The organism is Arthrobacter sp. 10L430, from assembly GCF_056395245.1.
The window spans coordinates 402371-427885 of sequence record NZ_JBFTJD010000002.1 but is presented as its reverse complement, the minus strand read 5'-3'; the positions used below and the strand labels follow the sequence as shown (position 1 = coordinate 427885).

Here is a 25515-nt window from a genome sequence, read left to right as displayed (position 1 = left end):
TTGACGTCGACGGTGGCGTTGGTTGCCGGGATGGTTTCGGTGCCTGCGCCGGTGGTGTTGCCGAGGTTGACGTCGACGGTGGCGTTGGTTGCCGGGATGGTTTCGGTGCCTGCGCCGGTGGTGTTGCCGAGGTTSACGTCGACGGTGGCGTTGGCTGCCGGGATGGTTTCGGTGCCTGCGCCGGTGGTGTTGCCGAGGTTGACGTCGACGGTGGCGTCCACCACGGCCGTGGCTTCAGTAGCCGGCGCCGTGTTGCTGCCAGTGATGAGGTCGATGTCAGCAGCTACAGCGACTTGAGGAGTATCCGACGGCGTTGGGCCACCCAGCAGACCCAACGACGTCGAAGCAGTGAGGTCCGCTGACGCGGATGCGGGCGCAACAGTAACAGTTCCTGTGGCCGTGGTATCCGCGTTAGCCGCGGTGGCGCCAAGGGCTAAGAGCCCGCCGGCAAAGAGGGTGCCCAGTAGGCCCCTGCGAATTTTCTGGTGCATTTTGATGTCTCCTGAAGAGTTGTTGACAGGCGCACAAAGGCAGCCCGATTGGCCGGATTTCTGCCCAAGGAAAGGCAGGAAAGGCCCAACTAGTCAGGAGAGGAGCCGGGGTCAATAGCCACCGGCGAAGGGACATGCTGAAGTGGACCGCTGGCCGGGACAATGCCGGTGAGCGGAAGGTATTCAAAGGGACTGGTCAGCCACGCGGCGGAGGTTGACGGGCCGCCCGAGGACTGGCCACTGCCCGACCCCGACGGCGTAGACGGCAGCAGGGCATCCGGGGACCGCGTGCCGTCGCCGCCGGGTGTTCCTCCGCCGGAGGGAAGTGCAGGCGACGAGCCCGAAGCGTTCTTGTGACCCGCATGGCCGGCACCGCCCAGGTGACCGGGCGCAATTCCGCTGGAGACCACAGCGGTCACCAGGGGGGCATATCCCGGGCGGACCTGCGCGGAAAGGCCTGCGCCGTCAGTCCTGTCAGTGGCAACAGACGTAGCAACAGACGTGGCAGCAGGCGTGAGCGGGGGACCGGTGGAGGATTCGGGAACGGTGACGAGGTCCTTCACGGCTTCAACAACCGGCGTGCCCACAGGAGCATTGAGGGCCGGGGCATCAGGATGCAGATCGGGAATTTGGCCGATCACCTGGTCCACCGGGACCGTCGCGGTCACGGGCCGCACAACTGTCTCCACCACACCGCTAACCGCGGAATCCACCTGTGAGGCGACCGGGGCAACGGCCTCGACGGGCAGTACTTCTGCCGCAGGCAGGATGCCTACCACCGTCTCCAACGGGATCGCGATCTCGTCCACGACGGGTGCGACGACGGCCGGTAGCACCGCCGTCTCGGGAGCGGGCGTTTGCGTATCGGGTTGGGGCAGCGGAGCAGCTGGCGCAGGCTCCGGAATGACAACCGCAGCAGGGTCCGGCAGCGTCTCGCCTACCGGATCGGCAACGTTCTGTGCATGGTGGATGACGTCAACAGCGTTATCGACGCCAGTGCTTAGCGACGAAACCGTCGCGGTGATTTCACCAAGAGGAGACTCGGAGGTGGACGAGTTGGATGCGTCTGCACCCGGGGCTGAAAAGGAGAGCCAGGCCACGGCGACAGCTCCGGCGATAAGCACCGGGCGCAGGGGGCGGAGCGCGGACCATGGCAATCCAGCACCAGCCATGCGCAACACCCCCAAAGTCACCGAATAATCGACGATCTTCTACAGCCTAAGCCCGCTTCAAAGTGAGAGTCCAGACCCGGCAGACAATATTATTTGGATTTCTGCGAAGCGGTGCCTGCACAGGACCAGCCTGTCAGTGGGCGTCGTTCGGATAGCTGACCCCAAGCTGTGCCCGGACACCGTCGAAAAGCCGCATGGTGTTCAGGGAATCCTCGAGCGGCATGACAGGGCTTTCCGTCAGGCGTTGCTGGATGCACCGGGTCACCTCGCGAAGCTCATAGGTGTAGCCCTGGCCCGCAACGTGGAAATGTTCCGTGCGAAGCGGTTCGCGCCCGATGCCGATGACTAGTTGCTTGGGGTTGTTGATCGAGCCGAGTGCCTGAAGATAGCCCAGGCTTCCGGCAACTGTGGCGGCCCGCGGGCCGTGGGCCAGCAGCGACGAGGTCAGCTGCGCCTGTGCTCCGTGGTGGTAACCCAGAGTCAGCGCATTCTGGGCGTCGACGCCGTCATCATTAAGGAAGCCCGTGGCGCTGACCGCCTGCGGGAATCCTAAGGTGCCCAGCGCCCACAGCAGCGGGTACACCGTCAGGTCGAGGAGCGCACCGCCGCCGTCCTTGACCGCCCACAGCCGTGCTGTGGGCGAATAGGGTGCGGGGAAGCCCAGATCCGCGGTGACCCATTGCACCGTTCCTAGTTCGCCGGAGGCGGCGATTTCGAATGCCCGCTGCATGCTGGGAAGGAAGCGGCTCCACACCGCTTCCATCAGGAACAGCTGCTTTTCGCGGGCCACGGCGATCAGCTCGGCGGCCTCGCGGGCGTTGATCGTGAAGGCTTTTTCGCACAGCACATGTTTGCCGGCATTCAGGGCGGCCAGCACCATCTGGTGGTGCTGGGCGTGAGGCGTGGCCACGTACACGACGTCGACCGAGTCGTCGGCGAGAAGGCGCTCATACCCAGGCGTCCCGCCGTCGTCACCGTACGCCCTTGAGAAGCCGAATTCGGCGGCGAACGTGTCCGCCGCCTCCTGTCGGCGTGAACTGACCGCGTATAGCTCAGCATCTTCGAGCAGGGCCAGATCCCGGGAGACCAGCGAGGCGATCCGCCCGGTGGCGATGACACCCCACCGAATCGGAGCGCCGGTGGCGGCGAGGGGATCCTGGTTGGACTGGCTGAAGAGCCACGGCTTGGCGATGGGTGACGTCATGACGCCATCCTCTCATCCGGGTGAGAGAGCGTTGGGTTGAACGCTGCAGGAAGTGAGAGAGCGTTGGGTTGAACGCTTCAGGAAGTGAGAGAGCGTTGGGCTGAACGCCGCAGGAAGTGAGAGAGCGTTGGGTCGAACGCCGCGGGAAGTGAGAGAGCGTTGGGGAATTACCGACAGGAAGTGAGAGAGCGTTGGGCTGAACGCTGCGGGAGCTGAGAGAGGGTTGAAACCAGCCCTCCATCAGCTCCCCGCTGTGCGCGCACCCCTGCGGGACGTTACCCCGCTGCCGCCGCGCCCACCCGGCTGCGGGCGGGTTCCTCCGTCAGTTTGCCCTGCTGCAGCCGGAAGCGCCGGTCGGTCTTGTTGGCGAGCTGGCGGTCGTGCGTCACCACGAGGATGGTGGTGTTGTGGTCCCGGCTGAGCGAACTGAGGAGTTCGATGATGTGCTCGCCCGTCTGCTCGTCCAGGTTGCCCGTTGGCTCGTCGGCCAGGATCAGTTTGGGCTCGTTTGCCAGCGCCCGGGCGATGGCAACGCGCTGCTGCTCGCCGCCCGAGAGCCGGTTGATCCGGCGCGCGTGCTTCTCCGGGTCGAGCTGTACCTGCTCGAGCAGCTCGCGCGCCCGCTGTACCCGCGCTGACTTCCGCACGCCGGCGAATTCCATTGGAAGCATCACATTGTCCAGCGCGGACAGGTTGGGGATCAGGTTGAACTGCTGGAACACAAAGCCGATGTCCCGGCGCCGGTACTCCGTCAGCTTGCCGTCGGGCATGCTCGCCAGGCTCACGCCGTTGACGACGACGTCCCCGCTGGTGGGCTTGTCCAGCGCACCGAGGAGGGACAACAGGGTGCTCTTGCCGCTGCCGCTCTTCCCGACAATGGACGCCAGTGTGCCCTGTTCCAGCTCGAAACTGACATCATTGACCGGCTTGATGGTCCGGTCGCCGGTCTTGAAGGTGCGGACGAGGTTCTTGACTTCAATCATGGCTATTCTCCTCGGAGGACTTCGATGGGACGGATGCGGGCCGTGAGCAGGGCAGGGACCAGCGCACCGATGATGGCGACGCCGAAGACCGCGGCGATGCCGGCGGCGATCACGCCGGGGGATGCACTCGCGGTGACAGAGGTCAGCAGCTGGGACGCACCGCCGAACGGACCTCCGCCGGGAAGTCCAGCCCCGCCGCCGGGGAAGCCGGCACCGCGGCCGGCAGCCGCCGTCGTGCTCGTGCCGGAGCTGACCAGCGCACTGGCGATGCCGCCGCTGGCGAAGGAGGCGATGGCGGCACCCACCACGCTTCCCAGGGCCACCAGCACCAGCGCCTCGAGCACGAACTGGAGGCCGATGGTGCGGTTGCGTGCGCCGATGGCCTTGAGGACGCCGATCTCGCGGCGGCGCTCCCGGACCAGCATCACCATGATCAGCAGAATGATCAGGCCGGCGGTTCCGAGCGCGGCCAGGAAGGCCACCAGGGAGATGTTCTTGACGCTGTCCAGCGAGCTGACGGCGGTTTCCAGGTTGCGCTGGCCCTGCGTGACGTCCGCCTTGTCCGACCCGAGAGCGGCCTGCAGGGCCGTCTTGGTGGAGTCCACGTTCTCCATGCTGTTGACCGTGACGATCATTGTGGAGAGTTCACCGGGCAGTTCCGCCAGCGTCTGCGCTGCCGGCAGCGTCACGTACAGGGCGTTGTTGCCGAAGGCAGTGCCGGCGTCGAACAATCCCGCGACGGTGAATTTCGTGCTGTTGATGGTGAACGTGGAGCCCACCTTGAGGTTGTTCTTCTCGGCGAGCGTGGTGCCCAGCAGCGCTTTGGTGGAGGCCGCGGTGTAATTGCCCAGACCGGCGCCTTCGGTCAGTTCAAGCGCCTTTCCGGCGCTGTCCACCTCGGCGCCGATGCCGGTGGCGGTGATAGGAAGAGTCCGCGCCGGCTGTGTGGCGGCGCCGGTGGTGCCAGTGGTTCCCGAGCTGGCCTGGTTCCGGGTGCCGAGCGTTCCGGCGTCCACCGCCGCGGTGAGGCTGGTGGTCAGCGTCGTGGTCTGTCCGCCGGGGCCCCCCTGGCCGCCGCCCGGACCTGCCTGGGTCCCGGCCGCCGCCTGCGCGGCAGCTTCCGTGGCGTTGCGCAGCCGCAGCGCTTTGGTTCCGACGACGGCGGTCACGTTGGGAACGCCGGCGGCCGTCACCGCCTGTGCCGAGGTCAGCGGCTCGCCGCCGCCCTCGAAACCCTGGCCGCCGGCCGGATTGACCGTGAGCACCGTCCCCACCGAAGCGTTCAGCTCCTGGACTTTCGCCGCCACAGCCTGGTTGGCCACGAGCATGGCCAGGGCCAGTCCGATTGCTACGGCAAGAACGGCCACAACGGCAGCCGTCCTGACCTTGTTTCTGAAGGCATTGCCTACACTGCGGGCGAGGACGCTCACGGTACTCCTTGGGATCACGTGCCGGCGGAATGGCCGGCTTCGGATCCCACACGGGCGCCCGCGGCTGTGCAGAGTCGGAGCCAAAGCTATGCGTTTGCTGTGACTGTTTCCCAGCGCCCTCCGGGAGGTGCAGGAGGGTTAAGAGTTTTGTTGCGAAAGGTGCAGGAGGGTTAAGAGTTTTGTTGCGAAAGGTGCAGGAGGGTTAAGAGTTTTGTTGCGAAAGGTGCAGGAGGGTTGAGAGTTTGTTGCGAAAGGTGCAGGAGGGTTGAGAGTTTTGTTGCGAAAGGTGCAGGAGGGTTGAGAGTTTTGTTGCGAAAGGTGCAGGAGGGTTGAGGAGGAAAGCGACGAGCCCCGGCCCTCCCTTGCGGGGGAGCCGGGGCTCGTCGGTGCCAGCGCCTGGAACGCTGGGACGCCTGTGACGTTACTTCGTGATCGGTCCGAGTACCGGATCGCCCACGTAGGCCGTCTTGACGTTCTCCTTGGTCACGATGACCGGCTCCAGCAGGTACGCAGGAACGGTCTTGACCTTGTTGTTGTAGGACTTGTCGTCGTTGATTTCAGGCTTCTTGCCGGCCTGGATGTCCTTGACCATGACGATCGCGTGCTCAACGAGCTTGCGGGTGTCCTTGTTGATGGTGGAGTACTGCTCGCCGGCCATGATGGACTTGACGGACTCAACCTCGGAGTCCTGGCCGGTGACAACCGGAAGCGGCTTGCCGGCGGCCCTGACTGAGGTCAGGACTGCACGGGCCAGGGTGTCGTTCGGGGACAGGACGCCGTCCAGCGAAGCGGAGGAGTAGCTGCCGGTCAGCAGCGTGTCGGCGCGGCGCTGGGCGTTTTCAGCCTTCCAGCCCTGGGTGACAGCCTGTTCGAACGACTTCTGGCCGGAAACCACCTTGAGGGTGCCGTCGTCGATCTTCGGCTGGAGCACCTTCATGGCGCCGTCGAAGAAGACCTTCGCATTGGCGTCGTCGGGGGATCCGGCAAAGAGCTCGATGTTGTACGGGCCCTGGGCCTTCTTCTTCGCCATGCCCTCGAGCAGTGCCTGGCCCTGCAGCTCGCCAACCTTGAAGTTGTCGTAGGCCACATAGTAGTCCACGTTTTCGGTGTTCAGCAGCAGACGGTCGTAGGCGATGATGGTCGCGCCGGCGTCCTTGGCCTGCTTGAGCTGGGTGCCAAGCTGGGCGCCGTCGATGGCGCCGACGATGATGACCTTGGCGCCCTTGGTGATCATGGCGCTGATCTGGTTCTGCTGCTCCGAGACGCCGCCGTTGGCGAACTGGACGTCTGCTTTGAAGCCGGCGCCGGTGAGTCCGTCGTTGAACAGCTTTTCCGCCAGGACCCAGTTCTCACTGGTCTTCTGGGGGAGCGCGACGCCGATCGAGGAGTTCTGGGGGAAAGCCTCGCCGCCAGCTGTGCCACCGCCCGTTGTACCGGAGTCGGAACGGCCGCAGGCTGTCAGCGCCAGTGCCGCAATGGCAGCGATCGCTGCCGCCTTTCCTGCTTTACCAATCATTCGCATTGTTGGTTCACTTTCTATAGGGGTGGGAAATGCTTCCGGGGAGTGGCGGTGCTCAGGCTTCCCGGGAGATGGTTTCTTTGGTGGAAGTTGTCTCGTCCGGCTGGAGCGACGTGCCGCCGCTGGGGCGGTTGAAGCTCTGGGTCAGCATGCCGATGATGGACCTCTTTCCCTGGCTCTTGTTGTAGACGTCGAACGCCACGGCGATCAGCAGGACCAGGCCCTTGATGATCTGGGTGAGGTCGGCGCCGACGCCGAGGAGCTGCAGGCCGTTGTTCAGCACTGCCATCACAAGGCCACCGACGATCGAGCCGATCACGGTGCCGACACCGCCGGTCACGGCGGCGCCGCCGATGAACACGGCCGCGATGGCGTCCAGTTCCCAGCCGACGCCGTCGAACGGTCCAGAGGCAGTGGACCGGCCCACGAAGATCATGCCGGCGAGGCCGGCCAGGATGGACATGTTCATCATGACCAGGAAGTTGACCTTCTTGGACTGGACGCCGGAGAGCTCGGCTGCATGCCGGTTGCCGCCCACCGCGTAAACGTGGCGGCCGACGACGGTCTTGGCGGAGATGAACCCGTAGATCAGGACCAGGACGGCGAGGATGAGCCCGGGGATGGGGAACGAGGTGCCCGGGCGGCCCGTGGCGAACAGGTACGTGGCGTACAGGATGGCACCGCAGATCAGCACGAGCTTGGTGATGACCACCCAGGCCTCGGGGACCTCGGCGCCGAGTGCCTTGGCGGTGCGGCGGGAGCGGATTTCACTGAAGATCACGAATGCGACGCCCAGCAGGCCGAGCAGCAGGGTGAGGTTGTTGAAACCCGTGTTCGGGCCGACCTCGGGAAGGTAGCCGGAGCCGATGTACTGGAAGTCGGCGGGGACCGGGATGGTGTTGGACTTGCCGACGAACTGGTTGAAGCCGCGGAACAGCAGCATGCCGGCCAGCGTGACGATGAAGGCGGGAATCCCCACGTAGGCCGTCCAGAACCCTTGCCAGGCGCCGATCAGGGCTCCGAGCGCGAGTCCGAGCAGGATGCCCAGGTACCAGGGGATTCCCCAGTCCCTGATGGCAAGGGCCACGGTGACGCCGACGAATGCTGCCACAGAGCCGACGGACAGGTCGATGTGGCCGGCGATGATGACCAGCACCATGCCGATGGCCAGGATCAGGATGTACGAGTTGCCGTTGAAGAGGTTGATGACGTTGCCGGGGGTGAGCGTGCGGCCTTCAGTGGCGAATTGGAAGAAGACGATCAGGGCAACCAGGGCGAAGATCATGCCGAATTGGCGGGTGTTGCCGCCAAAGAGCTTCTTGAGCGCGTTCATTGTGTCAGTCCTTGTTCTGGAAGGTTCTGGAGGATTCCAGAGGGTCAGGCGGTTTTTCTGGCGGAAGTCATGAGTTTCATGAGGCTTTCCTGGCTGGCTTGGTCTTTGTCCACGACGCCGGTGATGGCGCCTTCGAAGATCGTGTAAATGCGGTCGGAGAGGCCGAGCAGTTCGGGCAGTTCGGAGGAGATGACGATGACTCCTTTGCCCTGGTTGGCCAGCTGCTGGATGATGCCGTAGATCTCGTACTTGGCGCCGACGTCGATGCCGCGGGTGGGCTCGTCCAGGATCAGCAGGTCAGGATCGGTAAACATCCACTTAGCAAGGACCACCTTCTGCTGGTTGCCGCCGGAAAGCTTGGCCACGCCTTCCTCCACGGATGGCGTCTTGGTGCGCAGCGATTTGCGGTATTGCTCGGCCACAGTGAACTCCTTGTTGACGTCCACCACGAAGTGCTTGCTGATTTTGTGCAGCGCCGCCGAGACGGTGGTGGTCTTGATGTCATCCAGGAGGTTCAGGCCCAGGGACTTCCGGTCCTCGGTGACGTAGCCGAGGCCGGCGTCGATGGCCTGTTTGACGTTCTTGAGGTGGAGTTCCTTGCCGTCCTTGTAGATGCTGCCGGTGATGTAGCGGCCATAGGAACGGCCGAACACCGACCGTGCCAGTTCGGTGCGGCCGGCTCCCATGAGGCCGGCGAAGCCGACGATCTCGCCCCGGCGGACGAAGAAGTTAGAGCCTTTGCAGACAATGCGGTCCTGGACCTGCGGGTGCCCGACGGTCCAGTTCTTGACCTCGAACAGGACCTCGCCGATCTTGGGCACGTGGTCCGGGAACCGGGACTCCAGCGTGCGGCCGACCATGCCCTTGATGATCCGGTCCTCGTCGACGCCGTCGGCCTTCACGTCCAGGGTCTCGATGGACTTCCCGTCGCGGATGATGGTGATGGAATCCGCGATCTGCTCGATCTCGTTGAGCTTGTGGGAAATGATGATGGAAGTGATGCCGCGGCCCTTCAGGCCCAGGATCAGGTCCAGCAGGTGCTGGGAATCGGATTCGTTCAGCGCCGCGGTGGGCTCGTCGAGGATGAGCAGCTTCACGGACTTGTTCAACGCCTTGGCGATCTCCACAAGCTGCTGTTTCCCGACGCCGATTTCCTTGACAGGAGTATCCGGGTCCTCCCGCAATCCCACCCGTGCGAGCAACTCGCGGGTCCGGGTGCGGGCCTCGGCCCAGTCGATAACGCCGCGCTTGACGGGCTCGTTGCCCAGGAAGATGTTCTCCGCGATGGAGAGCTCCGGGATCAGCGCGAGCTCCTGGTGGATGATCACGATTCCGGCGTGCTCGCTGGCACGGATGTCCTTGAACTGCTGGACCTGTGCCTGGTAAACGATGTCGCCGGTATACGTGCCGTGAGGGTACACCCCCGAGAGGACCTTCATCAGCGTGGACTTGCCGGCGCCGTTCTCACCGCAGATCGCGTGGATCTCTCCGGCCTTCACCAACAGGCTTACCTCGGCCAAAGCTTTAACGCCGGGGAATTCCTTGGTGATGGAGCGCATCTCGAGGATTACGGGATCGCTATGCGTGTCGAGGGACGTCATTTGCCCTTACGCCTCCAATGCGTGACTTCGTTGTCCGCCCTGCAAAACGCAGGGCCGTCTGATGAAAAAGTAAACTGGATCACAACCCTTGTCGTCAAGTCTTTAACGCAACGGGCAGGTAACGAAAACCTTACGAACGCCTGATTCCGGCATGTTGGAAGACCAGGGCCGCCGCGCCCAGAGCCTCGGCGCGGTCGCCCAAAGAGGACATTGTCAGGGTCGTGGTTTCTCCGATAACAGGGACTGCGTGCCGCACCAGACCCCTGCGGACGGGGTCCAGCAGCAGCTCGCCGAGCCCGGCCAGCGGGCCGCCCACCACTATCACCTCCGGGTTGATCAGGTTGGCCACGTTGCCCAGCGCACGCCCGACTGCCAAGCCGGCGTCGTCCACCACGCGAAGGGTGGCCGAGTCCCTTGCCAGCGCTTTGCGGACAATGTCCTCGGGTGTCAGCGGCTTTTCCTCCCCCCGGCTCAGCAGCTCGATCATGGTGGTGGTGGAGGCGATGGTCTCGAGGCAGCCCCTGTTGCCGCACCGGCAGATCAGTCCGTGCTCGTGGATCGTGGCATGGCCGATTTCACCCGTGATGCCCACGTTGCCGTAGTACGGGTTGCCGTTGAGAATCAGCCCGGCGCCAATGCCCGAACCGATCTTCATAAACATGAGGTTGCTGATGCCGCTGTGCGGTCCCCACGTGACCTCGGACAATGCCCCAAGATTGGCGTCATTGTCGATGAATATGGGGAACTGCAGGGTGTTTTCAAGGTGTTCCAGGATGTTGATACCCACCCATTCGGGGAGGATGGCGCCTTGGGCCACCGTGCCCGTCCGGCGGTCTATGGGGCCGGGAATGCCGACGCCGGCACCCACTATGGCGCTGCGCTCCACTCCGCTGTCGGTGAGCAATTTGGACAGCAGCGTGACGGCGGCCAGGATGCCCTGATCGGCGTGGTGCCCGAGGGGAAGCAGGACGGATTCCTCGGCGATGATGTGGTAGCTAAGGGAGGCAAGCACCACGCGCAAGTGCCGGCGGCCGAAGTCGATGCCCACAGCCACCGCGCCGTTGCTGTTCAGCCGGACGTTGAGCGCCCTCCGCCCGGAACTGGTAATCGGCTCGGTGGAGGCCAGGCCGGAATCCTGCATGATTTTCACGATGTTGGACACGGTCGCGGTGGACAGGCCCGTTTGCCGGGCGAGTTCCGCCTGGGTTGAGGGTCCGTTCAGCAGGCATTCGATGATCCGCTGCTGGTTCAGATGCCGGAGAGCGGACTGCGACCCTGGGTTTTTAGTTCGGCTCCTCGTTGAGCGCGATGTTGAGGGCATGCTTAGAAGAGTGCACCATCGCAGCCTTGCAGTCAAGAAGTTAACGCAAGCGAGGGGTTCTCATTGCCCGAGTGCAGGCGGACAATACGTCCCGCAGGCCGAGTTCGACGGTGCAAATGGCCCGGGCTAAGGACTTACGGCCGGGGCTACGCTGAAGACAAAAGCGGTCCGGTCCAGGCGGACATTCGCAAAAGACTCTTGAGGTGATCATGGTGTTGCTGGCGCTGATGCAGGCAAACTCCACTGTTTTGGATGTGGAACACAACTGCCGTGCGGTTGATGAGGCGGCGGAGAACGCGGCTGCGGCAGGTGCGCGCGTGTTGCTGACCCCCGAACTGTTTCCGGTGGGCTACGCGCCGCTGCGGGTCCGCACGGAACTGGACCCTGCCGGCCTCTCCGCGATCCGCAGTACCTTGGCGGACATCGCCCGGCGCCACAGCATCGCCATCGTCTACAGCCTTCCTGCTATCGCGGCCGACGAGCAATGGCAGATCTCGGCGACCCTGGTCAGCAACCACGGTGAGGAACTGCTCAGCTACTCCAAAGTCCACCTGTTCGGGCCCGAGGAGCGCAAGGCGTTCAGCCCCGCCGAAGCAGCCCCCGCCGTCGTGGATCTAGACGGGATCAAGACGTCACTGGCGATCTGCTATGACGTGGAATTTCCCGAGACCGCGCGTGCCGCGGCCGCCCGCGGCGCCGACCTGCTCCTCGTTCCCACCGCGCTTGCCCACGGATTCGACGAGGTTCCCCAGATCCTCCTGCGTGCCCGCGCGCTGGAAAGCCAACTGACGGTGGCCTACGCCAACCACTCGGGCACGGAAGATGGCTGCGAATTCCTCGGCGGAAGCGTGATTGCCGCTCCGGACGGTTCCCTGCTGGCCGCGGCCGGGTCCGGCCCGGAACTGCTGTTCGCTGACGTCAGCGCCGAGGCGGCCCGGCAGGCAAGGGAGACCGTGCCGTACCTGGCCGAACGCCGTCCGCGCGTCTACCGCGCGTGGGAAGACGGCCTGGATGTGGACGGCCCGGGTTAATTACGCCACGGGACCGGCCGTCGCGGCGCCGGCCGCCGGCAACAGCTCGTCCACGTACTGCAAGGCGATCCACAGTTCGGCCCGTACCTGCGCCTGGTTGAGGTCGCTGTCCAGCAGTTCCGCCACGGCGTTGACCTGCCGCCGGACGCTGTTGCGGTGCAGTCCGAGCACCTTGGCCGTGGCATCCCAGCTTCCGTTTTCGCCCAGCCACGAGCGCAGGACCGCGAGCTGCGCGTCCCGGCGTTCGGGCTCCTGGCTGAGCAGAGGCTCCAGCAGGCGGCCCGCCAGCATGGTGCCGGCTTCCCGGCCCAGCAGGCCGGCCACCGTCCACGAGACGTCATCCACCCGCGCGCTCTTTCCGGTGTTCCTGACCCGGGACCGGAGTGACGTCACGCGCTGGTACGCGCCTGCCAGCCCCGCCAGTTCGGTGGCGTCCCCGATGACCAGGCGCCAGCCGAGTTTTTCGACTTCGCCCACCAGGGCGTCGTCGACCTTCAGCCGTGTGACGGCCGCGAAGCCGTAGTCCGTGATCTCCACGAGCTTCGTGTCGAACAGCCGCCGCCACTGCAGCAGTTCCCGCACCGGGCTGTCGCCCGCCGGCCATGCGGCATGCTCCGCCTTGATGCCCTGCACCACCCGCAGCGGGGCCGATCGGGTAGAGGACGTGCTTTGGCCCAGCAGGTCCCTGAGGCCGTTGACATGCTTCGTTCCTCCGCTTGCCAGGCTGTCCGGGTGCAGCAGCAGCGCGGTGGCCAGTTGGCTGGGGGCGAGGGACCCGCTGGTCCGCTGCCGGACCAGCAGTTCCAAGAGTCCGACGGCGGATGACACCACGCTGTTCTGCGACGGCGTCAGCGGGGCGTCAGTGCCCAGGATCAGAGCGCCAAGGTTGGCGTCGCGGGTGCTGCGCAGCGGATGCCCGAACACCAGCGCGGAGCCGGGAACGTCGAAGGAATCCATCTCCACCCGGGGCCCGCTGCCGCCCAGGAGCCGTTCCAGGATCTGCTGCAGTGCAGGAAGCTCGACGCCGGCGCCCGCCCGGGCGCGGACCCTTCCGTCCGCGCCGACCAGCACCGCCCACACCGGGACCCGTTGGGTCAGCGCGGCCAGGAGTTCGTGCTCGGGCCGGGCGGAAAGGACCGCGCGCATCAGCTGCCGGTTGGTGTCCGCCAGTTGCCTGAACAGTTTTGCGTTGTCCGATTCGAGCAGCTGCGAGAACTCCAGCCCGATGGCCGCGAACGGCACCGTGCTGGGCACTTCCACCAGTGTCAGGTTGTGCCGGACGCAGGCGTCGACCAGTGCCTCCGGCGCAGCGTTGAAGTAGGGCTCCAGGCCGAAACCCAGGGCACCTACGCGGGCTCCCACCAGGCGCCGCACGTAGGCATCAACCCTGGCTTCGTGGCCTGCCTCGCCCACAAAAGGCAGCCCCGCGGTGAGGAGGAACTCGCCGTCGAGCAGATACGGGGTGGGATCCTCAAGCTCACTGGGCTCGACCCACCGGAGCAGGCCGGTGCCGTTGCCGCCGTCGTGAAGGATCTTCAACTCAGGCGGCAACTTGTCCAGGAACTGCTGGAGCGTGACAACGCTCAGCCGTTCGGTCCCGGTCCCGGTCCCGGTCCCGGTCCCGGCCCCGGCCCCGGTCCCGGCTCCGGCCCCGGTCGCGGTCCCGGAGTCCGTTCCGGTTCCGGTTCCAGCCTCAGGCGACATGGTTCGCACCGCCTTCGGGGTCCTGGTAGTCGGGGCATTCGTACGCCCTGGGCAGGCCGTCATTGAGGGGCGGGCCGTAGGTCCGGGGGAGGCGGGGCGCGATTCTGTTGATGATTTCGTCTCCGTGGCTGCCGATGGCCGAGCCCCAGTCGTCAGCGCTCGCCGCTCCGGTGTCCGGATCACCAAACAGCACGGCGGTGTCGCCGACGGACACGCCGCCGGTTTCCGGGCCGAGATCCACCATGAACTGGTCCATGCACACCTTGCCGATCACGGGCACCCGCCTGCCGCCCAGCTGGACCATGCTGCGGCCGGAAATGCCTTTGGGAATGCCGTCCGCATAGCCCAGCGGAATCAGCCCCAGGAACCGCGCCTCATGCGTGATGGCCTGGTGTTCGTAGCTCACGCCGGTGCCCGCCGGCACCCTCTTGACCAGCACCACGGGAGCCGTCACGGTGAGGGCTGGACGCAGCCCGAAATCCGCCGGATCCAGGTGGTCGGCGGGCGCCAGGCCGTAGACGGCCAGTCCGGCCCGCACCATGTCGAAGGCAAACTCGGGGCGGTCCAGAATGTTGGCGGAGCTTGAAACGTGCCTGAGTTCCGGATCCAGCCCGCCTTCCCGGGCCAGCCGCACGGCGTCCTCGAAGGCGTTCACCGCGGCGGCGTTGCCGGGGTGCGCGGGCACGTCGGCCCAGGCCAGGTGGGTCCAGATTCCCCTGACGGTGAGCGTTCCCTCAAGCTCAGCGCTGCGTGCGGCGGCCACAAGGTCCGGCCAGTCCTCGGTGCGGGCGCCGCCTCGGCTCAGCCCGCTGTCCAGCTCCAGATGGACCGGCGCCGGCTTTCCGAGCGCGCGGGCGATGCCGGCCACCACATCCAGCTGGGCGGCGCTGCCCAGGGACATGTCGACGTCGTTTTCCAGGGCCTCGCGAATGATGTCGCTGGACGCCGTGGCCAGGTACAGCCAGGACAGAACCGGGGCGGTGACGCCGGCCCGTCGCAGCGCGAGGGCTTCGGTGAGCTGCGCGGTCCCGAGCCAGTCGGCCCCGGCGGCAAGGGCTGCCTGGGCCACGTCCACCAGCCCGTGGCCGTAGGCGTTGCCCTTGACCACCGCCATGAAATGCGGCGCAGAAGTGAGCGCCCGGAGTGCCCGGACATTGTCGGAAATGGCAGTCAGGTCAACGCTGACCTGGCCGGAAAACACGGCAGATGGCGTGCTTTCCTTTTGTGCATTACGTCTCATGCCAGAACACTATAGGTCATTTTGCACAACAGTGAGAGGTGCCTCACGCGTCTAGGCTAGGGCGAGGGGAACCGACAACTACTCACGAACGGACGTCAACGATGACTGTGCCCACCTACACAGAACAGCGGCCGGCGGCACCGGCCGGCCGGCCCGGCCTGGCAGCCCAGCTGCTGCGCCGCAAGCCGATCGGACAGATGGTCACTGAAGCCGAAACAGGCCACGGCGGACCCCGCCTGGTCCGCAGCTTCGGCGTCCTACAGCTGACCATGATCAGCGTGGGTGCCACCCTCGGAACCGGCATCCTGGTGATTCTGGGTGAGTCGGTTCCGCTGGCCGGGCCGGCCATCTGGATCTCTTTCGCCATCGCCGGCGTGGCCGCCCTGCTGTCCGCCGTGTCGTACGCCGAAATGGCCGGCCTGGTGCCGGTGGCCGGCTCCAGCTATTCCTACAGCTACGCCACCCTGGGTGAGGGCATGGCGTGGATCTGCGGCTGGTGCCTCGTGCTGGAATACGCCGTCTCGGTGGCCGCCGTCGCAGTGGGCGCCGGCCAGTACGTGAACGAGGCCCTGGCGGTCTTCGGCATGGTCATGCCGGACGCGATCTCCCAGCCGCCCGGTGACGGCGGCGTCATGAACATCCCGGCCATGATCATTGTTCTCCTGGCCATGGTCCTGCTTGTACGGGGTGCCAAGGAAAGCGCCTGGATCAACACGGCCATCGTGGCTATCAAGGTGGTCATCCTGCTCTTCTTCTGCGCGGTTGCCTTCACAGCCTTCAACGCCGGCAACTTCGAGCCTCTTATGCCCATGGGTGCCGCCGGGGTGTCCGCCGCAGCCTCCAGCGTTTTCTTCTCCTACATCGGCTTCGACGCCGCATCCACCGCCGGCGAGGAAGCCCGCAACCCCAAGCGCGACCTGCCGCGGGCCATCATGCTCTCCATGCTGATCGTCACCACCATCTACGTCCTGGTTGCCGTGGCCGCCATCGGCGCCCGGCCCTGGGGCTGGTTCGACGGTAACGAAGCCGCGCTCGTCAAGATCCTTGAGGAGACCACCGGTCAGCCGTGGATCGCCCTCGTCTTCGCCGTGGGTGCCGTCCTGGCCATCGCCAGCATCGTGCTGACCGTCCTCTACGGACAAACCCGCATCCTGCTCTCCATGGCCCGCGACGGACTCATGCCCAAGGTCTTCGGCCGGGTCTCGCCGAAGACCGGCACTCCGGTTGCCGGCACGCTGATCGTGGGCATCCTCGTCGCCCTCACTGCCGGGCTGGTTCCGCTCGGTGCCCTGGCCGACGCCACCAGCATCGGCACCCTCTTCGCCTTCGCGCTGGTAAACGTCGCCGTCATCTACCTGCGCCGCACCCGGCCAGAGCTCAAACGGACCTTCCGGGTCCCTTTCTTCCCGCTCACCCCGATCCTCGGTGCGCTCATGTGCGCCTACCTGATGGCCAACCTGGGCGTCGATACCTGGGTGACCTTCGGGATCTGGATGCTGGTAGGGCTGGCCGCCTACTTCGGCTACGGCCGCCGCAACTCAAGGGTGGCTTCCCTGAGTCACGAGGAATACCGTGAATTGTCCAGCCGCGAACTTTCGAGCACCACGTCAACCCCCGAAACCATGAAGGCAGAGCTTCCATGACCATCGCCACCGAACTGCCCGCCTCCGATCCGTCCAGCGTCGGCACCTCCGCCGGCACCCTGACCGGCACCGCAGCGGCCGCTTCCGACAAGCTGGACCAGGCCCCCATCACCATGCTGAACCCGGACTTCCCGTTCAGCTACGACCACTACCTCGCCCACCCGGACGGACTGGGCTCCGTGCCGGCCGAGCTATACGGCACAGAAGTGGCTGTGGTGGGCGCGGGATTGTCTGGACTTGTCACCGCCTACGAACTCATGAAGCTCGGGCTGCGCCCGGTAGTCTATGAAGCCGACCAGATCGGCGGCCGCCTGCGCACGGCCAGCTTCCCCTCCGCTCCCGGAGTGGTAGCGGATCTGGGCGGCATGCGTTTCCCAGTCTCAGGCAAGGCGTTCTACCACTACGTTGACTTGTTGGGCATCGAGACCCAGGACTTCCCCAACCCGCTGGCCCCCGCAACCTCCAGCACTGTGATCGAACTCGCCGGGCAGAAGCACTACGCAAGCACCGCGGCGGACCTGCCGCCGTTCTTCCGCGAAGTGGCCGAGGCCTGGAAGGCGGCCGTGAACGACGGCGCCAAGTTCAGCGAGATGCAGGACGCCATCCGGGCTCGCGACACAGCGCGGATCAAGGAGCTCTGGAACGAGCTGCTGCCGCTGCTGGACGAACAGACCTTCTACGGCTTCATTGCCGGAAGCGACTCGTTCAAGGAGGCGGGCTTCGCGCACCGCGAGGCCTTCGGCCAGGTGGGCTTCGGCACCGGCGGCTGGGACACGGACTTCCCCAACTCCATCCTGGAGATCCTGCGCGTCGTGTACACGGACGCCGACGACCAGCACCGTCTCATCGACGGGGGAGCGCAAAGGCTCCCCGAGGCACTGTGGCACCACGCGCCGTCGGGCATGGCCCATTGGCCGGAGGGGACGTCACTGGCGTCGCTACACTCCGGTTCCCCGCGGGGAGCCGTTGACCGGATCAGCCGCGATGCCAGCGGCGACCTGCGCATCCGCGAGCGGTGGGGCCGCGAGTCCGCGTACCCGGCCGTGGTCACCACATGCCAGTCGTGGCTGCTGTCCACCCGCATCCACACCGAGGAGGCGCTGTTCCCGGCGGAGCTCTGGACGGCGATTGAGCGTTCCCACTACATGCAGTCGTCCAAGACCTTCGTGATGGTGGACCGGCCTTTCTGGAAGGACATCGACCCCGCCACCGGCCGCGAGGTCCTGTCCATGACGCTGACGGACCGCCTTAACCGCGCCACGTACCTGCTGGACAACGGACCGGACAAGCCGGCAGTGATCCTACTGTCCTACACCTGGAACGACGACGCCCTGAAGTGGCTCGCGCTCGACGCCGACCAGAGGGTCGAGCTGATGCTGCACTCGCTGGAGCAGATCTACCCGGGCGTGGACATCGCGAGCCACATCGTGGGCCAGCCCATCACCGTCTCCTGGGAAGCTGACCCCAACTTCATGGGCGCATTCAAGGCAAACCTGCCGGGGCACTACCGCTACCAGCAGCGGCTCTTCTGCCACTTCAAGCAGGACAAGCTGCCGGAAGCGCAGCGCGGGCTCTTCCTGGCCGGCGACGACATCTCGTTCACCGCCGGCTGGGCCGAGGGCGCCGTGACCACCGGGCTGAACGCCGTGTGGGGCGTGGTGAACCACCTCGGCGGTTCGTCGTCCGCTGCGAACCCGGGCCCCGGCGACCTGCTCGACGCGCTGGGACCCATCAGCCTGGACTAGCCGCTGGTTGACCTCGGCAAAACCGTGATCTCGACGAGCTCGGTCAGCCGCTACTAGCCGGCGTGCAGTTCGCGGTGGGCCTGCGCGAGTTCACGGTAGTGGGCGGCGTTGCGCTTCACGCCGTCGAACTCCTCATCTGAAAGTTCGCGGCGCACCTTGGCCGGTACACCGGCCACCAGGGAGCGCGGCGGAACCACGGTTCCTTCGAGGACCACGGCGCCGGCGGCCACGAGCGAGCCGGCGCCGATCACTGCGCCGTTGAGGATGGTGGCGCTCATGCCGATGAGGCAGTCATCCTCAACGGTGCAGCCGTGGACCACGGCGCTGTGCCCGACGCTGACACGTGCCCCGACGCTGCAGGGGAAGCCGGGGTCGGCGTGCAGCACTACGTTGTCCTGCAGGTTGCTGCCGACGCCGACGCTGATCGTCGCGGTGTCCGCCCGCACGGAAACGCCGTAGAAGGCGCTGGCGTCCTCCGCGAGCGTGGCCCGGCCGATGATCGACGCTGTCGGCGCCACGAATACCGAGGGGTGGATGTCCGGGGTGTCGCCGGCGAAGGAATATATGGGAGCCATGCCCCCAGCCTAAGACACCTGTCCTGCCCAGCTGTGTAGCAGCTCGCGTCGTGCCCGGCTCCCGGCACGGCTCATGCTGCTGATTGCCTGGGCGATGCCCCGGTTAGGGGAGGACGACGGCGATCGGCGCGCCTGGCGCCGCCACGCGCTCGAGTTCACGCACGACGTCGTCCGCCTCCTCAGCGGTGAGCCCCGCCAGAGCCTGCACTGCCCACACCGCTGGGAAGCTGTGGTCCGCGAAAGGCAGGCGGGCGGGTTCCGCGACGGAAACGCTGAGGCGGCGGGAGAGGGCGTACCGGACGTTCCCGTCGAACGGGTCCACCCCGGTGTAGTGGATGCCGGCCCGAACGAACCTGAGGCCGTCCTCGCCGGGGCCACAGCAGACGTCCAGCACTGCGTGGCGCCCCTGGGCTTTGAGCAGCGCGATGAAGGTTTCCAGCGAAGTTTCGGTCAGCAGGGTCATGGCGTTAACCAGTCTGAGTTAAAACCCGCCTGCTGGGAACAGGCCCGCGGTGACCAGGTCAGCTAAGGGATGGGTCAGTTGAAAACCACTGTCCGGTTGCCGTCGAGGAGCACCCGGTGCTCGGCGTGCCACTGCACGGCCTGGGCGAGGGTCCGGCCTTCAACGTCGCGGCCCATCTGCACGAACTGCTCCGGAGTGCGCGCGTGGTCCACCCGGATCACCTCCTGCTCGATGATGGGGCCCTCGTCCAGCGCGGCGGTGACGTAGTGGGCGGTGGCGCCGATCAGCTTCACGCCGCGGGCGTGGGCCTGGTGGTACGGCTTGGCGCCCTTGAAGGACGGCAGGAAGGAATGGTGGATGTTGATGGCCCTGCCGGTCAGCTCGGTGCACAGTTCGTCGGAGATGATCTGCATGTAGCGCGCCAGCACCGTCAGTTCGACATCGTTCTCCGCCATGATGGCACGAAGCTTGTCCTCGGCCTGCGCTTTGGTGTCGGGTGTGACCGGAATGTGGTGAAACGGGATCCCGTAGAACTCCGCAAGCCCGGCCAGATCGTTGTGGTTGGAGACGATGGCCGGAACCTCGATCGGCAGCGTGCCGGAGCGCTGCAGGAACAGGAGGTCGTTGAGGCAGTGGGCGGACTTGCTCGCCATGAGCAACGTGCGGACCTTCTGGCCCACCGGGTGGAGGCTCCACTGCATGCCGAACGCCCCGGCCACGGGCTCGAGTGCCGCGTGGACGTCGGCCCGGGAGGCGGCGGTCGTTGCTTCAACGCGCATGAAGAAGGTGCCGGTGGACTGGCTGCCGTACTGCTGGGAGTCCGTAATGTTGCAGCCTGCCACGAGCAGGGCGCCGGCGACGGCGTGGACGATCCCGGGGCGGTCGGGGCAGGAAAGGGTTACTACGTACGCTTTGGCGAGCTGGTCTTCAATCACGAAGAACAGCCTACCCGCGCGGAGGCCTGCCTTTTGGTAGTCTGGTGGGGTCGCAACTGGCGTTGGGTGGCTAACCACCAGGGAGCGGCAATCACGAAGACCACGGATCGTACGCCTGGGCCGAGGGTCATGTTTTGCCGGCAGGGTGCTGCGCTTCTCGAAGAGCGGTCACCCGGTTCGCTGCGGTGCCCTGAACGGACATGCGTCCGGGACAGTCCTGTGACTTGTCATCAAGGGGCGGAGCAACGTCCCAGCCGGTAGCCTGACCTTAGCAGTGCCCATCCCTAGCCAGGAGTTCTTCGTGACTACTTCACCGACTTCCGTCAGCACTTCCTTCACCGTCAGCAACCAGCCGCTGGCTGAACTCGATCCCGAGATCGCCGCAGTACTGGACCAGGAACTCGGCCGCCAGCGCGGCACCCTGGAAATGATCGCCTCCGAAAACTTTGCACCGCGCGCAGTGATGGAAGCCCAGGGCTCCGTCCTGACCAACAAGTACGCCGAGGGCTACCCGGGCCGCCGCTATTACGGCGGCTGCGAGTACGTCGACATCGCCGAGCAGCTGGCAATCGACCGCGTCAAGGAACTGTTCGGGGCCGAATACGCCAACGTCCAGCCGCACTCCGGCGCTCAGGCCAACGCCGCCGCCCTCTCCGCCATGATCACTCCGGGCGACAAGATCCTGGGCCTCTCCCTGGCGCACGGCGGCCACCTCACCCACGGCATGAAGCTCAACTTCTCCGGCAAGCTGTACAACGTGGCGGCCTACCAGGTTGAGCAGGACAACTTCCGGGTCGACATGGACAAGCTGCGCGAGCAGGCCATCGCCGAGAAGCCGCAGGTCATCATCGCCGGCTGGTCCGCCTACCCGCGCCACCTCGACTTCGCAGCCTTCCGCTCCATCGCCGATGAAGTGGGCGCCCTCCTCTGGACCGACATGGCGCACTTCGCGGGCCTCGTGGCAGCTGGACTGCACCCGAGCCCGGTGCCGCACTCCGACGTCGTCACCTCCACCGTGCACAAGACCCTGGCGGGTCCCCGCTCCGGTGTGATCCTGGCAAAGCAGGCGTGGGCCAAGAAGCTCAACTCCAACGTCTTCCCGGGCCAGCAGGGCGGCCCGCTCATGCACGTCATCGCCGCCAAGGCTGTGGCCTTCAAGATCGCTGGCACCGCAGAGTTCAAGGAGCGCCAGGAACGCGTCCTCGAGGGCGCCAAGATCATCGCGGACCGCCTCAACCAGTCCGATGTCGCCGAAGCCGGCGTCTCGGTCCTCACCGGCGGCACCGACGTGCACCTGGTCCTGGTTGACCTGCGCAACTCGCAGCTGGACGGCCAGCAGGCCGAAGACCTCCTGCACTCCGTGGGCATCACCGTCAACCGCAACGCCGTGCCGTTCGACCCCCGCCCTCCGATGGTCACCTCCGGCCTGCGCATCGGCACCCCTGCGCTGGCAACCCGCGGTTTCGGCGCCCAGGAGTTCACCGAGGTTGCAGAGATCATCGCCTCCGCACTGAAGGCAGGGTCCGGCACCGATGTGGAGGCACTGCAGGCCCGCGTGGACAAGCTGGCCGCCGACTTCCCGCTGTACCCGCAGCACGAGCAGTGGTGAACCCCTCTATGGCGCAGACCGCGAAGGTCCTTGACGGTAGGGCAGCCGCTGCCGCCATTAAATCCGAGCTGGCTGAGCGCGTGGCGGTCCTGAAAGCCCGCGGCGTCACTCCGGGCATTGCCACCGTACTCGTGGGCGCGGACCCTGCCTCGCAGCTGTACGTGTCCATGAAGCACAAGCAGTCTGTGGAGATCGGGATGAACTCGATCCAGCGTGAGCTTCCGGCGGATGCCACCCAGGCCCAGGTTGAGGCCCTCATTGACGAACTCAATGCGGATCCTGCGTGCCACGGCTACATTGTGCAGCTGCCGCTGCCCAAGCACCTGGATACCGACGCGATTCTTGAGCGGATTGACCCCGCCAAGGATGCCGACGGCCTGCACCCGACCAACCTTGGCCGGCTGGTGCTCAACGTCAACGGCGAGATCACCTCGCCGCTGCCGTGCACACCCCGCGGCGTCATCGAGCTGCTGGAGCGCAACGGCTACAGCCTCGCGGGCAAGCACGTCGTGGTGGTCGGCCGCGGCGTCACGATCGGCCGCTCGATCGGTCTGCTGCTCACCCGGCGGGCCGTGAACGCCACCGTGACGCTGACGCACACCGGCACCAAGAACCTCTCGGAGCTGCTGCGGCAGGCGGACGTCATTGTGGGGGCGGCGGGTGCCAAGCACATCGTCAAGGCTGCGGACATTAAGCCGGGCGCGGCCGTGCTCGACGTCGGTGTCACCCGTGAAACCGATCCCGAGACGGGCAAGAGCAAGGTCCATGGCGACATCGATCCTGCCGCTGCCGAGGTAGCCGGGTGGATTTCGCCGAACCCCGGCGGCGTCGGTCCCATGACCGTGGCGCTGCTCATGACCAACGTGGTCGAAGCCGCGGAACGCCAACTGGCAGCGGGAGGCGCCTCCGGCGTCGGCTGATTTCGCTCTCCACTGCCCGGACCGTAGGGCGCCTACTCCTGCCGGAGTAGGCGCCCTACGCCGTTAAGCAGACGACGACCAGCGCGCCCGCGGCTAGGCTCGGACTATGCAGCGCCGTTTCCGGGGACCGCCCACCGCCGTCATCGTGACCGCTGTGGCGGTTTTCCAGATTGTCGGCACCTTCTTCGCCTCCGCCCGGCAGCCGGACCACCGGCCCCTGGATGTACTCGCCTTCGTCCTGCTGCTGCTGGGGCCGGCCTCGTTATCGTTGCGGCGGCGCGCTCCGCTGGTCATGCTGCCGGTTGCGGCAGCGGCCGTCACGGCCTATTTGGCGCTCGGCTATGCGTGGGGCCCGGTGTTCCTGTCGCTGGCCCTCGCCATCGTGTTCTCCGCGGCGGCCGGCAAACGCTGGCAGACCTGGGCGGTGGCAGGCGCGTGCGCTGCCGTGCTGGTGGCTGTGTCACTGCTGGCCGGCGATGACGCATCCCTGATCCGGGCCTTCGCTGGAACATCGTGGCTGGGCATCCTCGTCCTGTTCGGGGAAGGTGCCAGGCTGCGCGGCGAGCGGGTTGCCGAACGCCGCCGCCAACGTGAAGCCCGGGAGCAGGCCGCGCGCGACGAGTACCGGCTTGCGCTCGCCCGGGACATCCACGACGTCGTGGCGCACTCACTCTCGCTGATCAACGTCCGCGCCTCAGTGGCGCTGCACCTGGGGGAGAAGGATCCGGGCCAGTTCCGCCCGGCACTGGAGGCGATCAAGACAGCGAGCAAGGAATCGCTGGCGGAGATCCGCCAGCTTCTGGGAGTCCTCCGCGACGACGCCCCGCTGGGCCCTGCCCGGTTGGGCCCTGCCCGGTTGGACCCTGCCCCGCTCAGCCCGGTGCCGCCGCCACAGCTGCAGCGCGTCGCCTGGCTCGCGGAAGGCGCCCGCAACGCCGGTCTGGAGGTGGTGCTGACCCAGCCGGACCCGGACGTTTCGAGCCGCCTTCCGGAGGCGGTGCAGGAGGTGGCATACCGGATCGTCCAGGAGTCCCTGACGAATGTGGTGCGGCACGCCGGAGCGCGGAAGGCCGGCGTCGTCCTCGCCCTGGAAGGTCCGGAATCACCGGCAGAGTCCGGCGGCGGCCGGCTCACCGTGACAATCGACGACGACGGCGCTGGCGCCGCCGGAGTTCCCGAAGGGAACGGCGTGACCGGAATGCGGGAGCGGGCGGCCGCCCTGGGTGGCACGCTTGAGCTCGCTGCACTCGAGCCGGGCTGGCGGGTCCGGGCCATTCTGCCGGTCCCCGCCCCGCCGCTGCAGGAGATGGACGGCAGGCCATGATCCGCATCCTGCTGGCCGACGACCAGAACCTCATCCGGGCTGGCTTCCGCGCACTGCTGAACGCCGAACCGGACATGGCCGTGGTGGCCGAGTGCGGGACCGGCCGCGACGCCGTGCGCCTGGCGGCCCGCGAGCATCCGGACGTGGTGCTCATGGACATCCGCATGCCCGGCGGCGACGGGCTTGAGGCCACACGGCAGATCATGGCCGCCGAGGACCTGGCAGGCACGCGGATCATCATCCTGACCACCTTTGAACTGGACGAATACATCGCGGAGGCGTTGCGGGCCGGGGCGGCCGGATTCCTGGTCAAGGACACGGAACCGGAGGAGCTGCTCCGCGCGGTGCGCGTGGTCCACGACGGCGACGCCCTCCTGTCGCCCTCAGTGACCCGCCGCATCATGGCCCTGCTGGCCGTGCAGTCGCGGGCGTCCCGGCCCCCGGCCTCGCTGGACCAGATTACGGAGCGCGAACGCGAGGTCCTGCGGTTGGTGGGTGAAGGCCTGAACAACGCAGAGATCGCTGAACGGCTGTTCATCACGCCGCTCACGGCCAAGACGCACGTCTCCCGGATCATGACCAAGCTGCTGATCCGGGACCGTGCGCAGCTGGTGGTGCTCGCCTACGAATCGGGGCTGGTGCGCCCGGGCTGGGCCGGCTGACGGCGCTGGGCAGACTAGCGGCGCTGCGCAGCTTAAAGGTGTAGGCCAAAGGCGTAGGTGCAGGCCTCCTGCCGGAGTAGGCGGGCATCCCAAGGTGACTCCCGACGGCGGACGCCCCGCCGCCGTCGAACGGCAAGACTCGGAACAGAGCCGAAAGACGGCCCTCCACCGAGAGTTTGGACGACTGAAATGCTTACTTCACTTGCCACCACCCTGGCTGCGGCGGCCTCGCAGCTGCCGGCGGACACTGTTGTATACGGGGGCCCTTGGAATGGCGGCGGCTTCTCACCGTGGTTCCTGCTGTTCCCGCTGTTCTGGATCCTGGTCATCGGGCTGTTCATTTTCGTGGCCAGGCGCACCTGGCGCCGGAACCACGAGTGGGCAACGGCCCGCGGCGGTGAAAGCGTTTTGCGGGAGCGCTATGCACGCGGCGAAATCGATGAATCGGAGTACCGCCAGCGGCTGCGGGTCCTCCGCGGCGACGCCACGACCGGCGGAAAATAGGCCCACGAAGATCGGCGCCTGCTGGGGCCGGGACCGTCAAGAGGCGGGGTCGGCCGCGGCGGTGCCGATCTTTTGAGACCGGGCTATTCCTTTGGCAGGGCCCGAG

Annotated in this window: 21 protein-coding genes, 1 pseudogene and 1 riboswitch; of the genes and pseudogenes, 8 read left to right on the top strand and 14 right to left on the bottom strand. The window is 66.3% G+C overall.

Features of this window, described 5'->3' with window-relative positions; translation table 11 throughout:
- The 9 genes and pseudogenes from AC1DDG_RS04115 to AC1DDG_RS04075 form a co-directional block, all read right to left on the bottom strand.
- Positions 1 to 491 (bottom strand): annotated as a pseudogene (locus AC1DDG_RS04115) (hypothetical protein); the annotation flags it as partial.
- Between the two features lie 89 nt (positions 492 to 580).
- Positions 581 to 1663, bottom strand: a complete 1083-nt coding sequence (locus tag AC1DDG_RS04110) for a hypothetical protein (protein WP_476875004.1) — start codon at positions 1661 to 1663, stop codon at positions 581 to 583.
- A gap of 133 nt (positions 1664 to 1796) precedes the next feature.
- On the bottom strand, positions 1797 to 2867 hold the full coding sequence (locus AC1DDG_RS04105) for a Gfo/Idh/MocA family protein (protein WP_476875003.1): 1071 nt from the start codon (positions 2865 to 2867) through the stop codon (positions 1797 to 1799).
- A 275-nt stretch (positions 2868 to 3142) separates the two neighbouring features.
- Positions 3143 to 3850, bottom strand: a complete 708-nt coding sequence (locus AC1DDG_RS04100) for an ABC transporter ATP-binding protein (protein WP_476875002.1) — start codon at positions 3848 to 3850, stop codon at positions 3143 to 3145.
- 2 nt (positions 3851 to 3852) lie between these two features.
- Positions 3853 to 5280, bottom strand: a complete 1428-nt coding sequence (locus tag AC1DDG_RS04095) for an ABC transporter permease (protein WP_476875001.1) — start codon at positions 5278 to 5280, stop codon at positions 3853 to 3855.
- Positions 5281 to 5701: 421 nt separating this feature from the next.
- The gene (locus AC1DDG_RS04090; RefSeq protein WP_476875000.1) at positions 5702 to 6802 is read right to left on the bottom strand and encodes a substrate-binding domain-containing protein; all 1101 of its coding nucleotides are present in this window, start codon (positions 6800 to 6802) and stop codon (positions 5702 to 5704) included.
- Between the two features lie 52 nt (positions 6803 to 6854).
- The gene (mmsB, locus tag AC1DDG_RS04085) at positions 6855 to 8132 is read right to left on the bottom strand and encodes a multiple monosaccharide ABC transporter permease (protein ID WP_230117096.1); all 1278 of its coding nucleotides are present in this window, start codon (positions 8130 to 8132) and stop codon (positions 6855 to 6857) included.
- 44 nt (positions 8133 to 8176) lie between these two features.
- On the bottom strand, positions 8177 to 9733 hold the full coding sequence (gene mmsA, locus AC1DDG_RS04080) for a multiple monosaccharide ABC transporter ATP-binding protein (RefSeq protein ID WP_476874999.1): 1557 nt from the start codon (positions 9731 to 9733) through the stop codon (positions 8177 to 8179).
- A 130-nt stretch (positions 9734 to 9863) separates the two neighbouring features.
- Positions 9864 to 11054, bottom strand: coding sequence for an ROK family transcriptional regulator (locus AC1DDG_RS04075; protein ID WP_230117098.1), 1191 nt, complete (start codon positions 11052 to 11054; stop codon positions 9864 to 9866).
- 209 nt (positions 11055 to 11263) lie between these two features.
- On the opposite strand from AC1DDG_RS04075, the gene AC1DDG_RS04070 reads away from it, so the two are divergent.
- Positions 11264 to 12085, top strand: a complete 822-nt coding sequence (locus tag AC1DDG_RS04070; RefSeq protein ID WP_476875027.1) for a nitrilase-related carbon-nitrogen hydrolase — start codon at positions 11264 to 11266, stop codon at positions 12083 to 12085.
- Here AC1DDG_RS04070 and AC1DDG_RS04065 read toward each other — a convergent pair whose 3' ends face one another.
- Both AC1DDG_RS04065 and alr read right to left on the bottom strand, forming a co-directional pair.
- Positions 12086 to 13789: a PucR family transcriptional regulator gene (locus AC1DDG_RS04065; RefSeq protein ID WP_476874998.1), complete on the bottom strand. Its 1704-nt coding sequence runs from the start codon at positions 13787 to 13789 to the stop codon at positions 12086 to 12088.
- Positions 13779 to 15029 (bottom strand): alanine racemase, encoded by a 1251-nt coding sequence (gene alr, locus AC1DDG_RS04060; protein WP_476874997.1) that lies wholly within the window; start codon positions 15027 to 15029, stop codon positions 13779 to 13781. The genes AC1DDG_RS04065 and alr overlap by 11 nt, the downstream gene beginning before the upstream one ends.
- Positions 15030 to 15130: 101 nt before the next feature.
- On the opposite strand from alr, the gene AC1DDG_RS04055 reads away from it, so the two are divergent.
- Both AC1DDG_RS04055 and AC1DDG_RS04050 read left to right on the top strand, forming a co-directional pair.
- Complete coding sequence (locus AC1DDG_RS04055; protein WP_476874996.1) at positions 15131 to 16672, top strand: amino acid permease; 1542 nt, start codon at positions 15131 to 15133, stop codon at positions 16670 to 16672.
- Positions 16669 to 18417, top strand: a complete 1749-nt coding sequence (locus AC1DDG_RS04050; protein ID WP_476874995.1) for a flavin monoamine oxidase family protein — start codon at positions 16669 to 16671, stop codon at positions 18415 to 18417. Before AC1DDG_RS04055 ends, AC1DDG_RS04050 begins: the two co-directional genes overlap by 4 nt.
- 53 nt (positions 18418 to 18470) lie before the next feature.
- Here the strand turns inward: AC1DDG_RS04050 and AC1DDG_RS04045 are convergent, their stop codons facing one another.
- The 3 genes from AC1DDG_RS04045 to purU form a co-directional block, all read right to left on the bottom strand.
- The gene (locus tag AC1DDG_RS04045) at positions 18471 to 18992 is read right to left on the bottom strand and encodes a gamma carbonic anhydrase family protein (RefSeq protein WP_476874994.1); all 522 of its coding nucleotides are present in this window, start codon (positions 18990 to 18992) and stop codon (positions 18471 to 18473) included.
- Between the two features lie 103 nt (positions 18993 to 19095).
- Entirely contained in the window at positions 19096 to 19455 is a 360-nt protein-coding gene (locus AC1DDG_RS04040) for a class I SAM-dependent methyltransferase (RefSeq protein WP_230117105.1), read from the bottom strand.
- 74 nt (positions 19456 to 19529) lie between these two features.
- The gene (purU, locus tag AC1DDG_RS04035) at positions 19530 to 20390 is read right to left on the bottom strand and encodes a formyltetrahydrofolate deformylase (RefSeq protein ID WP_476874993.1); all 861 of its coding nucleotides are present in this window, start codon (positions 20388 to 20390) and stop codon (positions 19530 to 19532) included.
- Positions 20391 to 20432: 42 nt separating this feature from the next.
- A riboswitch (ZMP/ZTP riboswitch) is annotated at positions 20433 to 20518 on the top strand.
- A gap of 173 nt (positions 20519 to 20691) precedes the next feature.
- Between purU and glyA the strand changes: the two genes are divergently transcribed.
- The 5 genes from glyA to AC1DDG_RS04010 all read left to right on the top strand — a co-directional run bounded on the left by glyA (position 20692) and on the right by AC1DDG_RS04010 (position 25409).
- Positions 20692 to 21999 carry a serine hydroxymethyltransferase gene (glyA, locus tag AC1DDG_RS04030; protein WP_230117107.1) on the top strand — a complete coding sequence of 436 codons (1308 nt, stop codon included), beginning with the start codon at positions 20692 to 20694 and terminating at the stop codon, positions 21997 to 21999.
- 8 nt (positions 22000 to 22007) lie between these two features.
- Positions 22008 to 22919 (top strand): bifunctional methylenetetrahydrofolate dehydrogenase/methenyltetrahydrofolate cyclohydrolase, encoded by a 912-nt coding sequence (locus AC1DDG_RS04025; RefSeq protein ID WP_476874992.1) that lies wholly within the window; start codon positions 22008 to 22010, stop codon positions 22917 to 22919.
- Between the two features lie 106 nt (positions 22920 to 23025).
- Positions 23026 to 24243 carry a sensor histidine kinase gene (locus AC1DDG_RS04020; RefSeq protein WP_476874991.1) on the top strand — a complete coding sequence of 406 codons (1218 nt, stop codon included), beginning with the start codon at positions 23026 to 23028 and terminating at the stop codon, positions 24241 to 24243.
- On the top strand, positions 24240 to 24905 hold the full coding sequence (locus AC1DDG_RS04015) for a response regulator (RefSeq protein WP_476874990.1): 666 nt from the start codon (positions 24240 to 24242) through the stop codon (positions 24903 to 24905). Before AC1DDG_RS04020 ends, AC1DDG_RS04015 begins: the two co-directional genes overlap by 4 nt.
- Before the next feature lie 189 nt (positions 24906 to 25094).
- Positions 25095 to 25409, top strand: a complete 315-nt coding sequence (locus tag AC1DDG_RS04010) for an SHOCT domain-containing protein (protein ID WP_230117111.1) — start codon at positions 25095 to 25097, stop codon at positions 25407 to 25409.
- Positions 25410 to 25515 lie beyond the last annotated feature (106 nt).